This window comes from Streptomyces sp. NPDC037100 (genome assembly GCF_055606225.1).
In genome coordinates, this window is record NZ_JBVJSX010000001.1 from 181,100 (window position 1) to 198,559 (window position 17,460).

The window sequence follows — 17,460 nt, forward strand, 5'->3', positions numbered from 1 at the left end:
GGTGTTCCTGCTCACTCGTCACGTGTGCTCTGGCGGATTGATCCGCGACGCGTCGATCGCAGAGGCGGTAGTGCCCCACTTGGCGAGGATCCGGGCGTACGTACCGTCCTTGATCAGCTCGTTGACGGCGGCCTGGAAGGCCTTGGTGAGTGGGGAGCCCTTCTTGAAGGCGAAGCCGACGTCGAGGCGGTGGAACTCGCCGAGGAAGGTGGTCTGAGAGGCGGGCTGGGCCGCCTGGTAGCGCAGGCCGTTGATGGTCGACATGATCACGTCGATACGACCCTGCCGGAGTGCGGTGAGGGTCGCCGCGTTCTCCGAGTAGACCTTCACGTCGTACGGCTTCTTGCCCGCCTTGGCGCACACCCCCTTCTGCGCGGTGAGGGTCGCTTCGAAGGTGGTGCCGGCGCCAGTGCCGATGGTCAGCCCGCACAGCTGGGTGAGGTCCGTGACCTTCGTCTTCAGCGCGGTGTTGCCCGTCTTCACCGCGAAGCCCTGGCCGTCGTTGATGTAGGTGACGAAGTCGATGGTCTTCAAGCGTTCGGTGGTGACGCCGAAGTTGCCTGTCCCGAAGTCGTACTTGCCGCTGCCCAGGGCGGGCAGGATCGTCTCGAAGGAGGCGTCCTGCCGCTCCAGCTTCACGTCGAGGACCTTGGCCACCGCGTCGGCGAGGTCGATGTCCTGGCCCGCGGGCGGCTTGTCCTGCCCTCCCCCACTCTCGACTTCGCTCGAGCGGGGGGACCCCCATGGGTAGTACGCCCCCGGCGGGAACCCGATCGAACTGCCGACGCGGAGCGAGCCCGCCCTGCGGACGTCGGCGGGGAGCAGGGCCGCGACGGACTCCACCTTGCGTACCGCGGCCACCGGGTCGTCGGTCGGCGCGGGGGATGCCTGAGCGCCCGCCGGTGTGGCGCCGGAGGTGTCGCCGGAGCCACAGGCGGTCAGCGCCAGTACGGGCAGCAGAGCGATGGTCGCGGCGATGCGCAGGCGGGTTCTGATCGGGCGAAGGTTCACCGGTCGGCTGCCTTTCCCGTGGGTGCTGTGTGTGCTGTGCGGTCTGTGCGCGCTTTGGCCGGCAGACGCTTCTCGAAGGGCAGCGGGCCGATGGTTTCCGGGTCGGCCTCGGTGTCGAACAGCGGTGTGTAGCCGGTGGCCAGGTACAGGCCGCGGGCCTCGGGCTGGCGTGGCCCGGTGGTCAGGTAGATCCGCCGGTAGCCGCGTGCGCCCGCCTCGCGTTCCAGCTCGGCGATGACACGGCGGGCGAGGCCAAGCCGCCGGTGGGCGGAGTGGGTCCAGATCCGCTTCAGCTCGGCGGTGGTCGCGTCGTACCGGCGGAAGGCGCCGCCCGCGACGGGCTCGCCGCGCTCCAGGAGCAGGAGGAGTAGTCCGCCGTACGGCTCGGTGAACTCCTCGTCGGGGTAGCGGGAGATTTCGGCGTGGGCGTCCTTTCCGTAGCGCGTGGAGTACTCGTGCCCGAGTTCGCGCAGCAGGGGTCTCACGCGCGGATCCGAGACGGGTACCTGAATGACCGTCAACTCGGGAGCGGACGTCATCCGTGCACCGCCGCGAGCGTCTGCGCCCCGCGTGCCGCCCGCTCGGCGTCGCGCTTGGCGACCTCCTCACGGACGATCGGGATCACATACCGGCCGAAGTCGATGGCGTCGCCCAGCAGGTCGTAGCCGCGGGCGGAGAGGATGTCGACGCCGAGGTCGTAGTAGTCAAGCAGCGCCTGGGCCACGGTCTCGGGCGTGCCGACCAGGGCGTTGGAGTTGCCCGCGCCACCGGTCGCGGCGGCGGTCGGCGTCCACAGGGCCCGGTCGTAGCGCTCCCCCGCCTCGGCGATGGCGATCAGCCGCTGCGAGCCGACGTTTTGAGGTGTTGCAGCCTGCTGCTGCGCGTGCCCGTTGTGGCGCTTGGTGATCGCCTCGCCCCGCTCCTTGCGCGCCTTGATCGCGCCGACCGTGCGGTGGGCCTTCTCCCAGGCCAGCTCCTCGGTCGGGGCGATGATCGGGCGGAAGGCGACCTGGATGCGCGGCACGTCGGTACGGCCCGCGGCCTTCGCGGCGGCCTTCACGTTCTCGATCTGCTCGGCGGTCTTCGCGAGGGGCTCGCCCCACAGGCAGTAGATGTCGGCCTCCGCGCCGCCTGCGGCGTACGCGGCCGGGGACGAGCCGCCGAACGACACGTTCGGGCGGGGCTGCTGGAGCGGGAAGACGTCGCTGACGAAGTCGTGGAAGCGGTAGTGCTCGCCCTCGTGGTCGAAGGGCTCGTGGGTGGTCCAGACCTTCTTGACGATCCGGATGTACTCGCGGGTGCGGGCGTACCGCTCGTCCTTGGTGAGGGTGTCGCCCTCGCGGCCCTGCTCGTGGTCGTTGCCGCCGGTGATGAAGTGCACGGTCAGCCGGCCCTCGCTGATCTGGTCGAGGGTGGCGAAGGTCTTGGCGGCGAAGGTGGGGTAGGACACGTTGGGCCGGTGGGCGAGCAGGATCTGCAGGCGCTCCAGCCGGCTCGCGATGAACGCGGCGGCCGGCGCCGGGTCCGGTGATCCCGAGCCGTAGGCGAACAGCACCCGGTCCCAGCCGTGCTCCTCGTGCGCGCGGGCGAGCCGGAGCGTGTACTCCTTGTCGAAGGCGGCGCCGGAGCGCGGCGTGGTTTCGGAACCGTCGTTGGTGGCGGCGATGCCGAGGAACTCCACGGGCATGGGCATGGCCCTTTCTGGGATGCGGCACGCGGGCATGACGAAACTGCCGGGCACGCACACATGAGTGATGGCTCGTCAGGACGACGAGTGCGTACGGGCGTGACGACGCCGGGCGTCGGTGAAGGCGGTGGTGCGGCAGCGCGCCTGAAGAGAGAACTCGGCCCGCGACGGGGTCACCGAGGGAGGGAAGGGCCGGTCAGAGGGCCCGCTGCCGAGTCAGGCGCAACACGCGGCAGACCACACCCGACCGAAGTCGATGTGATCGCGCGAGACCAAGCGCTGCTGGGCAGTCATGCGACTACTTGAGCAGCACATCGTCACGCGCGTCAAGCCGCGCCCGGATGCCGGACCGCCTCGACCGGCGCCTGCCGAGGCGCTGTTGACACATCGGTGTCAGGGGCGCATACGATCGACGGCGGACCGGCTCCCCGTTGTGCGGGCAGCCTCTCCGGCCGCGTTGAGGGACGCGGCGAGCGTGACGACACCGGATTCACCCACGCCTGCGCTTCCCTCCCCGGAGAGCCTCCCCATGGTCACGCCACCCGATGTCACCTCGACCCCTGCCACGAAGAATCCGGAACCTCCCGCCGCCCTCGGCGCGGACCTGCCGCAGATCGTTCCGCGCAGGCACGTCGGCCGGTGGGCGACCGCGGCCGTCGTGCTGCTGCTGTTCGTGATGGTGCTCAACTCCGTCGTCCGCAACGACGCCTTCCAATGGAGCGTGGTGGGCCGGTACTTCACCACCGCCGCCGTGCTCGACGGACTGCTGCTCTCCCTGTGGCTGACCGCCGTGGTGATGGTGCTCGGCTTCCTGCTCGGCACCGTGCTCGCGGTGATGCGGCTGTCGGCCAACCCTGTGCTTCGCACGCTGAGTTGGGGCTATGTGTGGATCTTCCGGTCCACACCGCTGCTGGTGCAGCTGCTGTTCTGGTTCAACATCGGCGCCCTGTATCCGACGCTGGGCCTCGGCATCCCGTTCGGTCCGCAGTTCCTCACCGTCAAGACGGTCAGCCTCCTCGGCCCCACCCTGACCGCCGTCATCGGCCTGACCCTGCACGAGACCGCGTACGCCGCCGAGGTGGTGCGCGGCGGCATCCTCTCCGTGGACGCCGGGCAGACGGAGGCCGCCCAGGCGCTCGGTCTGAGCAGACGCCGCACCCTGCGCCGGATCGTCGTCCCGCAGGCGATGCGCTCCATCGTGCCCACGGCCGGGAACATGCTGATCGGCACCCTCAAGGGCACCAGCATCGTCAGCGTGCTGGCCGTGCACGACCTGCTGTACTCGGTGCAGCTGATCTACAACCAGACCTACCAGGTCATCCCGCTGCTGATGGTCGCCACCCTGTGGTACATCGCGGTCACCACGGTGCTGAGCGCGGGCCAGTTCCACGTCGAGCGGTACTACGCGCGCGGGGACTCCCGCACCCTGCCGCCGACCCCGCTGCAACGGCTGCGCGGCCACCTGACCGCCGTGCGCCACCGACTGAGCGCGGCCACGGCCGCCGACGCCCGCCCGGCGATCGGCGGTGACCGGTGAGCAGCACCCCTTCGTCGGCCGTCCTGGTCGTCGTCGGCGCGGGGCCGCGCGCCACGGGTCTGCTGGAGCGCATCGCCGCGAACGCGCCCGAACTGTGGGACGGGGCACGCAATTTGCGCATCCACCTGGTGGACCCGCACCCGCCCGGCCCAGGACGAGTCTGGCGCCATGAGCAGTCCGCGCTGCTGCGGATGAACTCCATGGCCGAGGACGTCACCATGTTCACCGACGAGTCGTCCACCATCGAGGGCCCGGTACGGCCCGGCCCCTCGCTCGCCGAGTGGGCCGCCCAGTTCTCCGGCCGGAGCCCGCGTCACGCCCCGTACACCGAGCCCGCCGACTCGGAGGTGCTCGCCGAACTGCGCACCCTCGCCGGGACGGACTTTCCCACCCGCCGCGCCCAGAGCGCCTACCTGGACTGGGTGTTCCGCCGGGCACTGGCCGAGCTGCCGCCCACCGTCACCGTCGAGTGGCACCCCACCACCGCAACCGCCGTCACCGGCCTCCCGGACGGCCCCCAGCAGGTGCACCTGGCCGACCGTGCCACTCCGCTCACCGCCGACCTGGTGATCCTCGCGCAGGGACATCTCGGCTCCGCTCCCGCCGCCGAGTACCGTGACCACGCCGCCTTCGCCCGCCGGCACGGCCGCTTCCACCTCCCGCCCGAGTTCTCCGCCGACGCCGACCTGTCCGCGCTGCGCCCCGGCGAACACGTCATCCTGCGCGGCTTCGGGCTCGCCTTCATCGACCTGATGACCCTGCTCACCGAGGGCCGCGGCGGCACCTACCGCACCGAGCCCGACGGCACCCTCACCTACCTCCCGTCCGGCCACGAGCCCGTCCTCCACGTCGGATCGCGGCGCGGAGTGCCGTACCACTCCAAGACCCGCTACCGCCTCCAGGGCCCCCGGCCCCCGCTGCCGCGCCACTTCGGCCCAGAGGCGGTCGACGGGCTGCTCGCCGAGGGACGCCCGCTGGACCTGCGGCGCGACGTGTGGCCGCTGATGGCCAAGGAGATCGGCTACGGCCATTACCACGAGCTCTTCCACGCCCACCCCGAGCGCACCACCCTGCCCTGGCCGGACTTCATCGCCGCGTACGACCGTCTGGGCTGGTACGACGACGAGATGGCCGCTCTCGTCGCCACGGCCGTACCCGACCCAGCGGACCGGCTCGACTTCGAAGCCCTGGACCACCCGCTGGACGGCCTCGCCTTCCCCGCACCGGACGCCTTCCAGGACCACCTGCGCGACCACATCGCTCAGGACGTCACCCGCCGCGAGAACCCGGAGTTCAGCGCCGACCTCGGCGCGTTCCTCGCCCTGCTCTCCGTCTACGGCCAACTGCCCCGCCTCGTCGCCTCCGGTCGTCTCACCGCCCGCTCGGTCGCCGACGACCTCGACGGCTGGTGGCACGGCTACTTCAGCTTCCTCGCCTCCGGTCCGCCCGGCTTCCGCCTGCGCCAACTCCTCGCGCTGTCCCGGGCCGGCATCGTCCACTTCCTTGGGGCGCGTATCCGCATCGCCACCGACGAGACGAGCGGCACCTTCACCGCGACCAGCCCCACCGTCTCCGGCCGCACCACCCACGCCACGGCCCTGATCGAGGCGTACCTGCCCGGCCCCTCCCTGGCCCACACCGAGGACCCGCTCGTGCGGGGCCTGTATCAGGAAGGCGCACTCGCCGAGGAGGTCATCGCCGACCCCACCCACACCCACCGCTCCGGCCTGCTCGCCGTCTCCCCCGCAGACGGCCACGTCATCGACCCGTCCCTCGACAGCCCCCATCCCCGCCGCATCGCCCTCGGCGCCCCCACCAACAGCCGGGCCGTCGCCGCCTTCGCCCGCCCCCGCACCAACGCGCCGGCCTTCCGCCAGAACGACGCGGTCGCCCGCGCGCTCCTGCGCGCCCTGAGCGCCACCGAGGCCAAGACGGCTACGTCTCCGGTGGACGGCCGACCTCTCACAGTGTGAGACCTTTCCTACTTTCCCTATGGAATTACTAGGGAAGTCTTGACTGGGTCCGCCGGGGGCGCACAGGATGATGAACATGTCCCGTAAGCAGCAACGACTCGTTCGTCGTCGGCATGTCGACTTTGGTCACGTCGTCAGTGCCGCCTGCTGCCGCGCGTAAGGCACGCGACTCGCACCTTCGCCCGTGCCGCTCCGCTCCCCCCTTCCCGGGCGATCAGGCGAATTCACCCACTGCGCCTGATGGCCCCAGACACTTCTGAGGGACAACCGCCATGACCACGGCACTTCCGGCCCAGGCCACCCCACACGATCCGCTCCTCTCCGACACACCCCGTCTTCGTCTGGTGGGCGACACCGCTCAGAGAGACACCCAGGGACACACTTCCGCGCCGCTCGTCGGCTACCTCGTGCTCGTCCCCGAGGGCACCGATCCCACCGAGCTCTTCGCCAAGGACAGGCCACGGCCCGAGATCCGACCGGTCGCCGCCGCAGGCTCGGCCCCTGTCCGGCGGACGGCGGACGATGTCGTCCGCATCGATCCGGCGCGACATGTCGCCGAGGTCGACGGACGTCAACTCGACCTCACCTACCTGGAGTTCGAGCTGCTGGCGCATCTCGTTCAGCATCCCCACCACGTGCAGACGCGTGATCGGCTGGTGGCCGCCGTCTGGGGCTACGACCACATCGGCGACGGCCGCACCGTGGATGTCCACATCGCCCGCCTGCGCCGCAAGCTGGGCGAGGCTCACCGGCACCGGATCGTCACCGTCCGGCGCGTGGGCTACAAGTACGTGCCCGACCAGCAGGAAAGCCCCAACGCCGCACACTGCGGTTGACCTTGAGGAGATCCTTCCATGGGCCTTGCCCCCGCGCCGTCCCACCCCGTCTCGCCGTCCGACCGGACCGGGCCCGGTCACGCGCACTGGCTGCGCGTGGCCCGCGAGGCGGCGGACGACCTGGCCACGGACACCGTGGCCAGGGAGCAGGCGGGCAAGGCCCCGATCGACGAGGTGTCCCGGCTGCGCGAGGCGGGCCTGCTGACGCTCCTGACGCCGGCCGAGTCCCAGGGAGGCGGCGCGGACTGGCCCACGGCCTACGCCGTCGTCCGGGAGATCGCCGCGGCCGACGGCGCGATCGGTCAACTGCTCGGCTGTCACTACTTCCTGTCGGGGAGCGCCCGGTTCTTCGCCGGGCCCGCCCTCGCCGCGCAGATAGACCAGCGGTCCGCAGCCGAACAGTGGTGCTGGGGCGGCGGTTTCGCGCGTCAGGAGCCGCCTCTGAAGCTGGCCAGGACCTCCAAGGGACTGGTGCTCGACGGTCGGCAGAGCTACACCACCGGGGTCCTGGTCGCCGATCGTGTCGCCGTGCGCGCCGTGCGGGAGGACACGGGTGAACCACTCGCCGTCGTGGTGAATCCCGCCCGTCGCGGTGTGGCGATCGACGGTGACGCCGATACTTTCGGCCAGCGGCTCGCGGCCGGCGGCAGCGTGGAGTTCGACGACGTACTGGTGGATACCGAGGACGTGCTCGGCTCCCTGTCCGCGGACGAGGACTTGCTGTCGCCCCGGGCCGCTCTGGCATCTCCGGTCGGGCGTCTGTTCTCCGCCCAGCTCCTTCTCGGCATGGCCGAGGGAGTGCTCGCCGAAGCCCGTGAGTACAGCAGGACGGGCCAGGCAGCCTGGCACCCCGCCTGGCCGGCCGGTACCCCGCACGACCCGCACGTGCAGACCGCCTACGGAGAACTCACCGTCCTCACCCGCTCCGCGTCGGCACTCACCGATCAGGCACTGGAAGCCGTGCGGGGCGGCCTCGAGCGCGGTGAAGACCTCACCTATGACGAGTCCGCGGACATCTCCGCCCTCGTGGCCATGGCCGAAACCGCCGCGGCCAGGGCAGCGCAGGAGTCCACCACCCGCGCCCTCGATATCGTCGGCGCCCGCTCCATCTCCGCGCGGCTGGGCTTCGACCGGTTCTGGCGCAATGCCCGAACCCACACCCTGTACGAGCCCGTGACCCACCGGCTCCGCGATGTCGGGGAGTACTTCCTCAACGGCGCCCACCCTCCGTTCGTCCTGCCCGCCTGATCGGGAGGCGGGGACGTTCGGGGAGACCGATTCCACAGCGGGGAGCACGGCGGCGATACTGGCCGGACATTCGCATCGGATGCCTGCCGTGACATGGTCAACGGGGCTGGCCGGGCCGGCCGTCGGCCTGGTCATCGCGGTGGTGACCGCGCCGGTGGGCGTTTCGGGTGCGGTGTTCCTGCTGCCCGTGCAGTTGAGCGTCCCCGGGGTGCCCAGCCCGGCGGTCACGCCCACCAATCTGCTGTTCAACGTGGTGGCCGGGCCCGGCGCCCTGCTGCGCCACCACCGCCAGGGCCTGTTGTACGGTCCGCTGACGCGCCGCCTGGTGACCGGCACTCTGCCCGGGGTGGTCATCGGCGCCGTGATACGAGTCTTCGCCGTACCGGGGGCCACCGTCTTCCGCCTTCTGGTCGCCGCTGCTGATGCCACTGGGCGTGTGGGTCATCGGGCGCACCCTCCGGCCGGCCCGGCCTGCCCCGACTGCGGAACCCTCGCCCCGGGGCATCACCGGACCGGCCATGGTTGTCGGGATCGTCGGTGGGATCTACGGGATCGGCGGAGGATCCGTCCTCGGCCCCGTACCGGTCGGCCGGGGCATGCCCGTCGCCCGCGTGGCACCGGCCGCTCTCGCCTCCACGTGCGCCACCTCCGTGACCGGGGCCGCGGCCTTCGCGCTGCCGTCCCTGACGGGCTCCGGTGACATCGCCCCTGACTGGTACCTCGGTCCGGCCTGCGGCCTCGGCGGACTGATCGGCGGCTACCTCGGGGCACACCTGCACCCTCGTCTGCCCGAAACGGCGCTGTGTCTCCTGCTCGGCGCCCTGGCCACCGTCCTCGGTGCCCTCTACGCCGCGCATTCACTGCGCTGACGGCGGTGGCGGCGCAAACGGCGTTCACCACGCCACCGCCCTTACCGCCCTTCCAGAGAATTGTGAACGCCGCGCTTCATTCGCATGTCGGACTGTTGAGAATATAAGACGCATACGCAAGCGACATTGACCTGGGTGGATTTCGCTGCAACTCTCTTGGCTGTGAGCAAGTCCGAGACCCTCGCCGCGCGACTGCACGTCGATCTGCGACGTCAGGCCAGCGCCATCTGTGCCGCCGGTCGCCGCACCCGCTGACAGGCACAGCTCCCCCTTCGCTCCATTTCACAGTCGGCTTCTGCGCGAGCCGCTGTTTTCAACAGACGTCGGCCCTCGTCTTAGCCATTTCTGCTGAGGTCTCTTCTCCGGCGTTCGACGTCTGCCTTTTCCTTGCCCCGTTTCCTGAACAGGACCCTTCCATGGCCACGACGGCATCGACCCGACGTCACTTCCTCACCCTGCTCGGTCTTTCGGCGGTGTCGGTGAGCTGCGGCACGTCCGCGTCCGGAGTACCGGCCGCCAAGAACCAGACCAGGACGCTGAGTTACCAGGGCTGGGCCGGTCAGGTCACGTTGCCCGAGCTGGCCGAGGATCTCGGCTATCTGGAGGACGTGAAGCTGAAGTGGGTCGGCAACACGATCAGCGGACCGCAGGACATCCAGTCCGCGGCCACGGGTCAGGTCGACTTCGGCGGCGCGTTCAACGGCGCGGTCGTCAAGCTGGCCGCCAACAACGCTCCCATCAAAGCCGTCATCAGTTACTACGGCGCCGACAAGCACGCCTACAACGGCTTCTACGTCCTAAAGGACAGCCCGATCCGCTCGGCCCGGGACCTGATCGGCAAGAAGGTCGGGATGAACACCCTCGGAGCCCACTCCGAGGCCATGCTCGACATCTACCTTCAGCGGGGCGGTCTGTCCCAGACGGACATCGACAAGGTCGAGCCGCTCGTGGTGCCTCCGGTCAACACCGAGCAGTCCCTGCGCCAGAAGCAGATCGACGTGGCCGTACTAGGCGGCATCCTGCGCGACAAGGCCCTGGAGACCGGCGGCGTCCGCCCGCTGTTCACGGACTACCAGCTGCTCGGCGCGTTCAGCGCCGGCACGTACGTGATGACGGACCGCTTCCTGAAGCAGAACCCCGACACGGCCCAGACCTTCGTCACCGCCGTGGGGCGAGCCATCGAGTGGTCGCGTTCCACTCCGCACGAGGAAGTCGTCGACCGGATGACGGAGATCGTGAAGAAGCGCGGCCGCAACGAGGACACCGCACCGCTGAAGTTCTGGCGGTCCTACGGCGTCGCCGAGACGGCGGGCCGGATCACCGGCAAGGAAATCCAGTTGTGGATCGACTGGCTGGCCGAGCGGGGCGACATCAAGAAGGGCCAGGTCACGCTGTCGGACCTCTACACAAATGAGTTCAACGACTACAAGAAGTCCTCCGCCGCGAAGAGCGGGAGCTGATCCCATGCCGGATTCCACCACGCATTCCACGACGCCCAAGATCGTGTTCGAGGACGTACGGAAGGAATTCACCGTCAAGGGCCGGACGGGGACCGGGCAGGACACCCGGTTCACCGCCCTCGACGGTATCGACCTGGAGATAGCGGACGGCGAGTTCGTCGTCCTGGTCGGTCCCAGCGGCTGCGGAAAGTCGACGCTGCTGGATCTGCTCGGCGGCCTCACCCACCCCACTGGCGGGCGGATCCTGCTGGACGGCGAACCCGTCACCGGCCCGGGCCTGGACCGGGGCATCGTGTTCCAGCAGTACGCGCTGCTGCCGTGGCGCACGGCGCAGGGCAACGTCGAGTTCGGCCTGGAGGCCACCGGCGTCCCGCGGCGCCGACGAGCCGCACGCGCCCGGGAGTTCCTGGACCTGGTCGGCCTGATCGGGTTCGAGGACCGCCATCCGCACGAGCTGTCGGGCGGAATGCGGCAGCGGGTGGCGATCGCCCGCAGCCTCGCCTACGACCCCGACGTCCTGCTGATGGACGAGCCGTTCGCCGCGCTGGACGCCCAGACCCGGGAGTCGCTCCAGGGCGAACTGCTGCGCATCTGGCAGCGCACCGGCAAGACCGTCGTCTTCATCACCCACGGCATCGACGAGGCCGTCTACCTGGGACAGCGCGTCGCCGTCATGACGTCCAGGCCCGGCCGGATCAAGCAGATCGTGCCGGTCGCCCTCGGCTCCCGTACGGCGACGGACGACCTCCGCTCCAGTCCCGAGTTCGCACGCCACCGGCACGAGATCTGGTCGCTGTTGCACGACGAGGTGGCCAGGGCCCAGCAGTTGGAGAAGGAGGAGGCCTCCGTATGAGCTCCACGACCGGCACGACCGCAGAGAAGACCGACGCGACCCACGCGACCACCACGACCGACGCGGCGAACACGACGGAATCCGTCCAGGCACCTTCCCTCACCAAGTCCGCCGGGTCCGCCACGTCCCCTGAGGTCGGCACATCCACCGCGTCCGCGCCCGGCGCCTCATCACCCCCGGACGCGCGCCGGGCTCCCTCCCTCACGGCCCGTGTCCGCCGGACGGCGCTGCGGACGGTCCGCCGACTGCCGTACCTGCTGTTGAAGGGGGCGACCAAGTCCGCGGCCATCGTGGCCCTGCTCCTGCTGTGGGAGATCGCGCCACGAGCCGGTCTGGTGGACCGGACCTTCCTGCCGCCGTTCAGCGAGGTTGCCGACGCCTGGTGGGGGCTCGCCACAGACGGTCAGCTCGCCGACAACGCGCGTGCCAGCCTGGCGCGTTCGTTCAGCGGATTCGGTATCGCCGTAGCCGTCGCCGTACCGCTCGGGCTGCTGATCGGCTGGTACCGGCCGGTCGCCGACCTCCTCGGACCGCTGCTGGAGGTGTTCCGCAACACGGCGGCGCTGGCCCTGCTGCCGGTGTTCGTCCTGCTGCTGGGCATCGGCGAGACCTCGAAGATCTCCATCGTGGTGTACGCGTGCACCTGGCCGATCCTGCTCAACACCATCAGTGCGGTCCGCCACGTCGATCCGACCCTGCTGAAGCTGGCGAAGTCGATGGATCTGTCCGCGCCCCGGCTGTTCCAGAGGGTCATCCTGCCGGCCTCGGTGCCGGTGATGTTCACCGGCATCCGGCTGGCCGGAGCGGTGTCGATCCTGGTGCTGGTCGCCGCCGAGATGATCGGTGCCAAGGCGGGCCTCGGCTATCTGATCAATGCCTCGCAGTACAACTTCGCGATCCCGCAGATGTACGCGGGCATCATCACGATCTCCGTCATCGGCGTGGTCTTCAACCAGTTCCTGGTGACCGTCGAGCGACGGCTCAGCTCCTGGCGCGTACCCGCGGGCGGCTGACCTGCCCGCCACCGCCCCTCCCTCTCCGCCCCTCTCCCTCTGTCACCCGCACCTCTCGCTGCCCCCGATCCGAGGAACCCCATGACCGCGCCCAGACCCCGTCAGCTGCATCTCAACGCCTTCCTGATGAACGCGGGCCACCACGACGCCGCCTGGCGGCACCCTCGCACCCAGCCCGAACGCGTCACCGACCTGCGCTACTTCCAGCACCTCGCGCGCACCGCCGAGCGCGGTCTGCTCGACTCCGTCTTCCTCGCCGACGGACTCGCCCTGTGGGGGAAGGTCCGCCACAACGCCCTCGGCGGCTTCGAACCGCTCACCCTGCTGTCGGCCCTGGCGGCGGTCACCGAGCACGTGGGCCTGATCGCCACCGTCTCGACCACCTTCAACGAGCCCTTCCACACCGCCCGCAAGTTCGCCTCCCTGGACCACATCAGCGGCGGCCGGGCCGGCTGGAACATCGTCACCTCCGGCACCGTGAACGAGGCCCGCAACTTCGGGCAGGACGAGCACCTGGAGCACGCGCTGCGCTACGAGCGGGCGAGGGAGTTCGTCGAGGTCGCCACCAAACTGTGGGACAGCTGGGAGGACGACGCGATCCTGCTCGACCGTGAGCGCGGCGTCTACGCCGACACCGGCAAAGTGCGGGAGATCAACCACCGCGGGGAGTACTTCGGGGTGCAGGGCCCCCTGAACGTACCGCGCACCCCGCAGGGCTACCCGCTGCTGGTGCAGGCCGGTTCGTCGGAGGACGGCAAGGAGTTCGCCGCCCAGTACGCCGAGGCCGTCTTCACCGCCCAGCAGACCCTCGCCGACGGCCAGGCCTTCTACAAGGACCTCAAGTCCCGGCTCGCCCGATACGACCGTACGGGGGACCAGTTGCTGGTGCTTCCCGGCATCGCGCCCGTCATCGGCTCGACGGAGGCGGAAGCTCGCTCCTTGGAGCAGGAGTTGACGGAACTACAGGTCCCGGAGTACGGGCTGGCCCAGCTGTCCGGCATGCTCGGTACCGATCTGACCGGGCTGCCGCTGGACGGGCCGCTGCCCGAGCTGCCGGAGGAGCGGGACATCAACGGCAACAAGAGCCGCTTCACGCTCGTCGCCGAACTCGCCCGCCGTGACGGCCTCACCCTGCGTGAGCTCATCGCCCGCCTCGGCGCCGGACGCGGCCACCGCGTCTTCGCCGGCACTCCCGAGCAGACAGCCGACGAGATCGAGGAGTGGTTCACCGAGGGCGCCGCCGACGGATTCAACATCATGCCGCCCCATCTGCCGGGCGGCCTGGAGGACTTCGTCGACCACGTCGTACCGATCCTGCAGCGGCGCGGGCTGTTCCGTACCGAGTACACCGGCCGCACCCTGCGCGAGAACTACGGCCTGGCCCGCCCCGCCAACCGGCTGACCGCGACAGCCACAGGAGAGGAAGTGGCCGTATGACCGGTCTCGACCTCACCACGGACGTGCTGGTGGTCGGCGGCGGCCCCGCCGCCACCTGGGCCGCGCTCAAGGCGGCTCAGGACGGGGCGGACGTGGTCCTCGCCGACAAGGGCTACTGCGGCACCAGCGGCGCCACCGCCTCCGCCGGAACGGGCGTCTGGTACGTCCCCCCGGAGCCCGCCGCGCGGGAGGCGGCCATGGCGAGCAGGGAGGCCCTGGGCGGCTACCTGGCCGACCGGCGCTGGATGGCCCGGGTGCTGGACCAGACGTACGCCGGGGTGAACGAACTGGCCGCGGCAGGGCGCTATCCCTTCCCGACCGGAGCGGACGGAAAGCAGCTCAGAAACGGCCTCCAGGGGCCGGAGTACATGCGCAGGATGCGGATCCGCGTACAGCGGGCCGGGGCGCGCGTCCTCGACCACAGTCCGGTCACCGAACTGCTCATCGATCCCTCCGGGGCGGTCGCCGGGGCCCGGGGGCACCGGCGGCAGGCCGGTCAGCCGTACCGGGTGCGTGCTGCGGCGGTGGTGCTGGCCACGGGCGGCTGCGCGTTCCTCAGCGGTGCTCTGGGCTGCAACGTCAACACCGGCGACGGTGCGCTGTTCGCCGCGGAGGCGGGCGCGGAGCTGTCCGGGATGGAGTTCTCCAACGCGTACGGCATCGCGCCCGAGGGAACGTCCGTCACCAAGACCGCGTTCTACTCCTTCGCGACCTTCTACCACGAGGACGGCACGGTCCTGGAGGGCGCGGCCAGCCAGGGCGGCCGGTCCGTGATCGCGCGTGCGCTGCTCAGCGAGAAGGTGTACTGCCGCCTGGACCGGGCGGACGAGGCGGCCCGGCAGGCGATGCGGCTGGCCCAGCCGAACTTCTTCCTCACCTTCGACCGGCTCGGCATCGACCCCTTCACCCAGCGCTTCGCCGTCACCCTGCTCGCCGAGGGCACCGTGCGCGGCACCGGCGGCATCCGCATCACCGGCGACGACTGCTCCACCACCGTCCCTGGGCTGTACGCGGCCGGGGACGCGGCGACCCGTGAGCTGATCTGCGGCGGCTTCACCGGCGGCGGCAGCCACAACGCCGCCTGGGCCATCTCCTCCGGCATCTGGGCGGGCCGGGGCGCCGCCCGCCACGCCCGCTCGCTCGGCGTACGCGCCGCCACGAGGCGCCTGGTGGCCGCGGGCGGGGCCGGGCTGCGACCCACCGGGACCCCGGGACCGGCCGACGGCTTCCGCGAGGTGGTCACCGCGGTCCAGGGCGAAGTGCTGCCGTACGAAAAGAACTACCTGCGCCACGGCGACCGGCTCACCGCCTCACTGAAGGTCCTCGACACCGTGTGGGCGGAGTCCCGCGCCTCCCTGCACGCCGAGGGCGGGGACACGATACGGGCGAGGCAAGCGGCGGCGATGGCGGCACACGCCCGCTGGATGTACGCGGCCGCGCTGGCCCGTACCGAGACCCGCGGCATGGCCAAACGGCTCGACTTCCCCGCGCAGGACCCCGGCCAGCACCACCGCATCATCACGGGCGGTCTGGACCGGGTGTGGACCCGTGTCGAGCCCCTGACGAACGCGTCGGCCACGCCAGCCGCACCCCTGGAGGTGGCTTCGTGATCGAACTGGTCTCGGCGGAGCGCTGCATCACCTGCGACAAGTGCATCAAGGTCTGCCCGACCGACGTCTTCGACCGAGGCGAGGACGGCATCCCCGTGCTCGCCCGCCGCGACGACTGCCAAACCTGCTTCCAGTGCGAGGCGAACTGCCCGGCCGACGCCCTGTTCGTCGCGCCCCTGACCCACCCGCTGCCCGACGACTCCACCACCCGGGACGAGGACCACCTGGACCGTACGGGGCTGCTCGGCAGCTACCGCCGGCACATCGGCTGGGGACGGGGCCGCACGCCCGGCGCGCTGCGGGCCATCGGCCCTCCCCTCAGCCCGCCGGGGTCCCAGGGAAGCTCCCCGCCCATCACCTCCTGACGACCTCCCGACTGATCACCCCTCGAAAGGACACCCGCGCATGACCACCAGCACCGACTTCGACATCCGCAGGATCGGCGGCCGTATCGGCGCCGAAATCCTCGGCGTGGATCTCTCCACCGACCTCGCCCCCGCCGTCGTCACCGAGATCAACTCCGCACTCCTGGAACACAAGGCGCTCGTCTTCCGCAACCAGGACCTGGACGACGCGGGCCAGCTCCGCTTCGCCTCCCTCTTCGGCGAACTCACCACCGCGCACCCGACAGTCCCCTCCGTCGACGGCCGGCCGAACATCCTGCCCGTCGACGGCGACGAAGGCATCCGCGCCAACCACTGGCACACGGACGTCACCTTCGTCCGGACACCCCCGAAGGCGTCCACGCTGCGCAGCATCGTGGTCCCGCCCTACGGCGGCAACACCCTCATCGCCAACTCGGCCGCCGCCTACCGGGACCTGCCCGAGCCCCTGCGCGAACTGGCCGACAAGCTGTGGGCGGTGCACACGAATGCCTTCGACTATGCCGCCTACGCCACCCCGAAGAACGAGAAGGCGGCCGAGCACCGCAGGCGGTTCGTCTCCCGGAAGTACCGCACCGCCCACCCGGTCGTCCGCGTCCACCCCGAGACCGGGGAGCGCGGGCTGTTCATCGGCGGTTTCGCCCAGAGCATCGTGGGCCTCGGCCCCTCCGACTCCCGCGACCTGCTGCGTATCTTCCAGTCGTACATCACGCGTCCCGAGAACATCGTGCGCGTGGCCTGGACGCCCGGCGACCTCGTCCTGTTCGACAACCGCATCACCCAGCACTACGCCCCCGACGACTACGGCGACCTGCCGCGCCTGCTGCACCGGGTGACTGTCGCGGGCGACGTCCCGGCCGGTGTCGACGGCGCTCTCAGCCACGTCATCGAGGGCGACGACGCCGCCCACTACACCCCGGCCGCAGCCTGAGCACCACGCCCGCCACGCACGGCCGCCGGGCAGGGGCTCCGCTCCCGCCCGGCGGCCCGCCGGCAGCGGATACCGGCCGAAGCCTTACGGGATAATGGGCGCATGCGGATCTCAGCCAGAGCGGACTACGCGGTACGTGCCGCGCTGCAGCTCGCCGCGTCACGGGATGACGGGCCACTGAAAGCCGAGGCCATCGCCGAGGCCCAGGACATCCCGCACAAGTTCCTCGAAAGCATCCTGAACGACATGCGCCGGGGCGGTCTCGTGCTCAGCCAGCGCGGCGGCAACGGCGGCTACCGGCTGGCCAAACCCGCCGAGTCGATCAGCATCGCCGACGTCATCCGCGTCGTGGAGGGCCCCCTGGTCTCGGTACGCGGGGTCCGCCCGCCCGAGCTGTCCTACACCGGCCCCGCCGAGTCACTGCTCCCCCTGTGGATCGCCCTGCGGTCCAACGTGCGCAAGATTCTTGAGGGCGTGTCGCTCGCCGACGTCGCATCGGGCCAACTGCCCGCCGACGTAGCCGCCCTGACCGAAGCCCCGAAAGCCTGGGTAAACCCCTGACACGCTGGGCCATCAACCAAGCTTCCCAAAGAGCGAGATAGCCGCGTCCAT

Annotated in this window: 16 protein-coding genes and 1 pseudogene; 14 read left to right on the forward strand and 3 right to left on the reverse strand. The window is 70.5% G+C overall.

The genetic code is table 11. The features are described 5' to 3' along the window. Nucleotides 1–18 precede the first annotated feature (18 nt). From ACZ7EG_RS00850 to ACZ7EG_RS00860, 3 genes are read right to left on the reverse strand one after another with little or no spacing between them, the layout of a single operon-like run. Nucleotides 19–1,011, reverse strand: coding sequence for an ABC transporter substrate-binding protein (locus ACZ7EG_RS00850; protein WP_471070349.1), 993 nt, complete (start codon nt 1,009–1,011; stop codon nt 19–21). Then, the gene (locus ACZ7EG_RS00855; RefSeq protein ID WP_471070352.1) at nt 1,008–1,550 is read right to left on the reverse strand and encodes a GNAT family N-acetyltransferase; all 543 of its coding nucleotides are present in this window, start codon (nt 1,548–1,550) and stop codon (nt 1,008–1,010) included. The genes ACZ7EG_RS00850 and ACZ7EG_RS00855 overlap by 4 nt, the downstream gene beginning before the upstream one ends. After that, nucleotides 1,547–2,698 carry an LLM class flavin-dependent oxidoreductase gene (locus ACZ7EG_RS00860; protein WP_471072400.1) on the reverse strand — a complete coding sequence of 384 codons (1,152 nt, stop codon included), beginning with the start codon at nt 2,696–2,698 and terminating at the stop codon, nt 1,547–1,549. The genes ACZ7EG_RS00855 and ACZ7EG_RS00860 overlap by 4 nt, the downstream gene beginning before the upstream one ends. Before the next feature lie 529 nt (nt 2,699–3,227). Between ACZ7EG_RS00860 and ACZ7EG_RS00865 the strand changes: the two genes are divergently transcribed. The 14 genes and pseudogenes from ACZ7EG_RS00865 (at nt 3,228) to ACZ7EG_RS00930 (ending at nt 17,409) form a co-directional block, all read left to right on the forward strand. Beyond that, nucleotides 3,228–4,235 (forward strand): amino acid ABC transporter permease, encoded by a 1,008-nt coding sequence (locus tag ACZ7EG_RS00865; RefSeq protein WP_471070354.1) that lies wholly within the window; start codon nt 3,228–3,230, stop codon nt 4,233–4,235. Then, a complete protein-coding gene (locus ACZ7EG_RS00870) occupies nt 4,232–6,208 on the forward strand; it encodes an FAD/NAD(P)-binding protein (RefSeq protein WP_471070356.1) in 1,977 nt (658 codons plus the stop codon). The genes ACZ7EG_RS00865 and ACZ7EG_RS00870 overlap by 4 nt, the downstream gene beginning before the upstream one ends. A gap of 272 nt (nt 6,209–6,480) precedes the next feature. Next, nucleotides 6,481–7,044: a winged helix-turn-helix domain-containing protein gene (locus tag ACZ7EG_RS00875; protein ID WP_471070358.1), complete on the forward strand. Its 564-nt coding sequence runs from the start codon at nt 6,481–6,483 to the stop codon at nt 7,042–7,044. 18 nt (nt 7,045–7,062) lie between these two features. Next, entirely contained in the window at nt 7,063–8,292 is a 1,230-nt protein-coding gene (locus ACZ7EG_RS00880; RefSeq protein ID WP_471070362.1) for an acyl-CoA dehydrogenase family protein, read from the forward strand. A gap of 88 nt (nt 8,293–8,380) precedes the next feature. Continuing rightward, nucleotides 8,381–9,161 (forward strand): annotated as a pseudogene (locus tag ACZ7EG_RS00885) (TSUP family transporter). A 162-nt stretch (nt 9,162–9,323) separates the two neighbouring features. Continuing rightward, nucleotides 9,324–9,416: a putative leader peptide gene (locus tag ACZ7EG_RS00890; RefSeq protein ID WP_471070366.1), complete on the forward strand. Its 93-nt coding sequence runs from the start codon at nt 9,324–9,326 to the stop codon at nt 9,414–9,416. 161 nt (nt 9,417–9,577) lie between these two features. Next, nucleotides 9,578–10,621 carry an ABC transporter substrate-binding protein gene (locus tag ACZ7EG_RS00895; RefSeq protein ID WP_471070369.1) on the forward strand — a complete coding sequence of 348 codons (1,044 nt, stop codon included), beginning with the start codon at nt 9,578–9,580 and terminating at the stop codon, nt 10,619–10,621. 4 nt (nt 10,622–10,625) lie between these two features. Further along, nucleotides 10,626–11,474 carry an ABC transporter ATP-binding protein gene (locus ACZ7EG_RS00900; RefSeq protein WP_471070371.1) on the forward strand — a complete coding sequence of 283 codons (849 nt, stop codon included), beginning with the start codon at nt 10,626–10,628 and terminating at the stop codon, nt 11,472–11,474. Then, nucleotides 11,471–12,487 carry an ABC transporter permease gene (locus ACZ7EG_RS00905; protein WP_471070373.1) on the forward strand — a complete coding sequence of 339 codons (1,017 nt, stop codon included), beginning with the start codon at nt 11,471–11,473 and terminating at the stop codon, nt 12,485–12,487. Before ACZ7EG_RS00900 ends, ACZ7EG_RS00905 begins: the two co-directional genes overlap by 4 nt. Before the next feature lie 81 nt (nt 12,488–12,568). After that, the gene (locus ACZ7EG_RS00910) at nt 12,569–13,924 is read left to right on the forward strand and encodes an LLM class flavin-dependent oxidoreductase (protein WP_471070375.1); all 1,356 of its coding nucleotides are present in this window, start codon (nt 12,569–12,571) and stop codon (nt 13,922–13,924) included. Continuing rightward, nucleotides 13,921–15,534: an FAD-binding protein gene (locus ACZ7EG_RS00915; protein ID WP_471070377.1), complete on the forward strand. Its 1,614-nt coding sequence runs from the start codon at nt 13,921–13,923 to the stop codon at nt 15,532–15,534. Before ACZ7EG_RS00910 ends, ACZ7EG_RS00915 begins: the two co-directional genes overlap by 4 nt. Next, a complete protein-coding gene (locus tag ACZ7EG_RS00920; RefSeq protein WP_471070379.1) occupies nt 15,531–15,899 on the forward strand; it encodes a 4Fe-4S dicluster domain-containing protein in 369 nt (122 codons plus the stop codon). Before ACZ7EG_RS00915 ends, ACZ7EG_RS00920 begins: the two co-directional genes overlap by 4 nt. Before the next feature lie 40 nt (nt 15,900–15,939). Continuing rightward, a complete protein-coding gene (locus tag ACZ7EG_RS00925; protein ID WP_471070381.1) occupies nt 15,940–16,848 on the forward strand; it encodes a TauD/TfdA dioxygenase family protein in 909 nt (302 codons plus the stop codon). A gap of 102 nt (nt 16,849–16,950) precedes the next feature. After that, nucleotides 16,951–17,409 (forward strand): RrF2 family transcriptional regulator, encoded by a 459-nt coding sequence (locus ACZ7EG_RS00930; RefSeq protein WP_471070383.1) that lies wholly within the window; start codon nt 16,951–16,953, stop codon nt 17,407–17,409. The last annotated feature ends 51 nt before the right edge of the window (nt 17,410–17,460 follow it).

Bases quoted from the DNA above. Each gene is read 5' to 3' on its own strand.
- ACZ7EG_RS00855 (WP_471070352.1), bottom strand. From the start codon at position 1,550: ATGACGTCCGCTCCCGAGTTGACGGTCATTCAGGTACCCGTCTCGGAT.
- ACZ7EG_RS00860 (WP_471072400.1), bottom strand. From the start codon at position 2,698: ATGCCCGTGGAGTTCCTCGGCATCGCCGCCACCAACGACGGTTCCGAA.
- ACZ7EG_RS00865 (WP_471070354.1), top strand. From the start codon at position 3,228: ATGGTCACGCCACCCGATGTCACCTCGACCCCTGCCACGAAGAATCCG.
- ACZ7EG_RS00875 (WP_471070358.1), top strand. From the start codon at position 6,481: ATGACCACGGCACTTCCGGCCCAGGCCACCCCACACGATCCGCTCCTC.
- ACZ7EG_RS00880 (WP_471070362.1), top strand. From the start codon at position 7,063: ATGGGCCTTGCCCCCGCGCCGTCCCACCCCGTCTCGCCGTCCGACCGG.
- ACZ7EG_RS00895 (WP_471070369.1), top strand. From the start codon at position 9,578: ATGGCCACGACGGCATCGACCCGACGTCACTTCCTCACCCTGCTCGGT.
- ACZ7EG_RS00900 (WP_471070371.1), top strand. From the start codon at position 10,626: ATGCCGGATTCCACCACGCATTCCACGACGCCCAAGATCGTGTTCGAG.
- ACZ7EG_RS00905 (WP_471070373.1), top strand. From the start codon at position 11,471: ATGAGCTCCACGACCGGCACGACCGCAGAGAAGACCGACGCGACCCAC.
- ACZ7EG_RS00910 (WP_471070375.1), top strand. From the start codon at position 12,569: ATGACCGCGCCCAGACCCCGTCAGCTGCATCTCAACGCCTTCCTGATG.
- ACZ7EG_RS00915 (WP_471070377.1), top strand. From the start codon at position 13,921: ATGACCGGTCTCGACCTCACCACGGACGTGCTGGTGGTCGGCGGCGGC.
- ACZ7EG_RS00925 (WP_471070381.1), top strand. From the start codon at position 15,940: ATGACCACCAGCACCGACTTCGACATCCGCAGGATCGGCGGCCGTATC.
- ACZ7EG_RS00930 (WP_471070383.1), top strand. From the start codon at position 16,951: ATGCGGATCTCAGCCAGAGCGGACTACGCGGTACGTGCCGCGCTGCAG.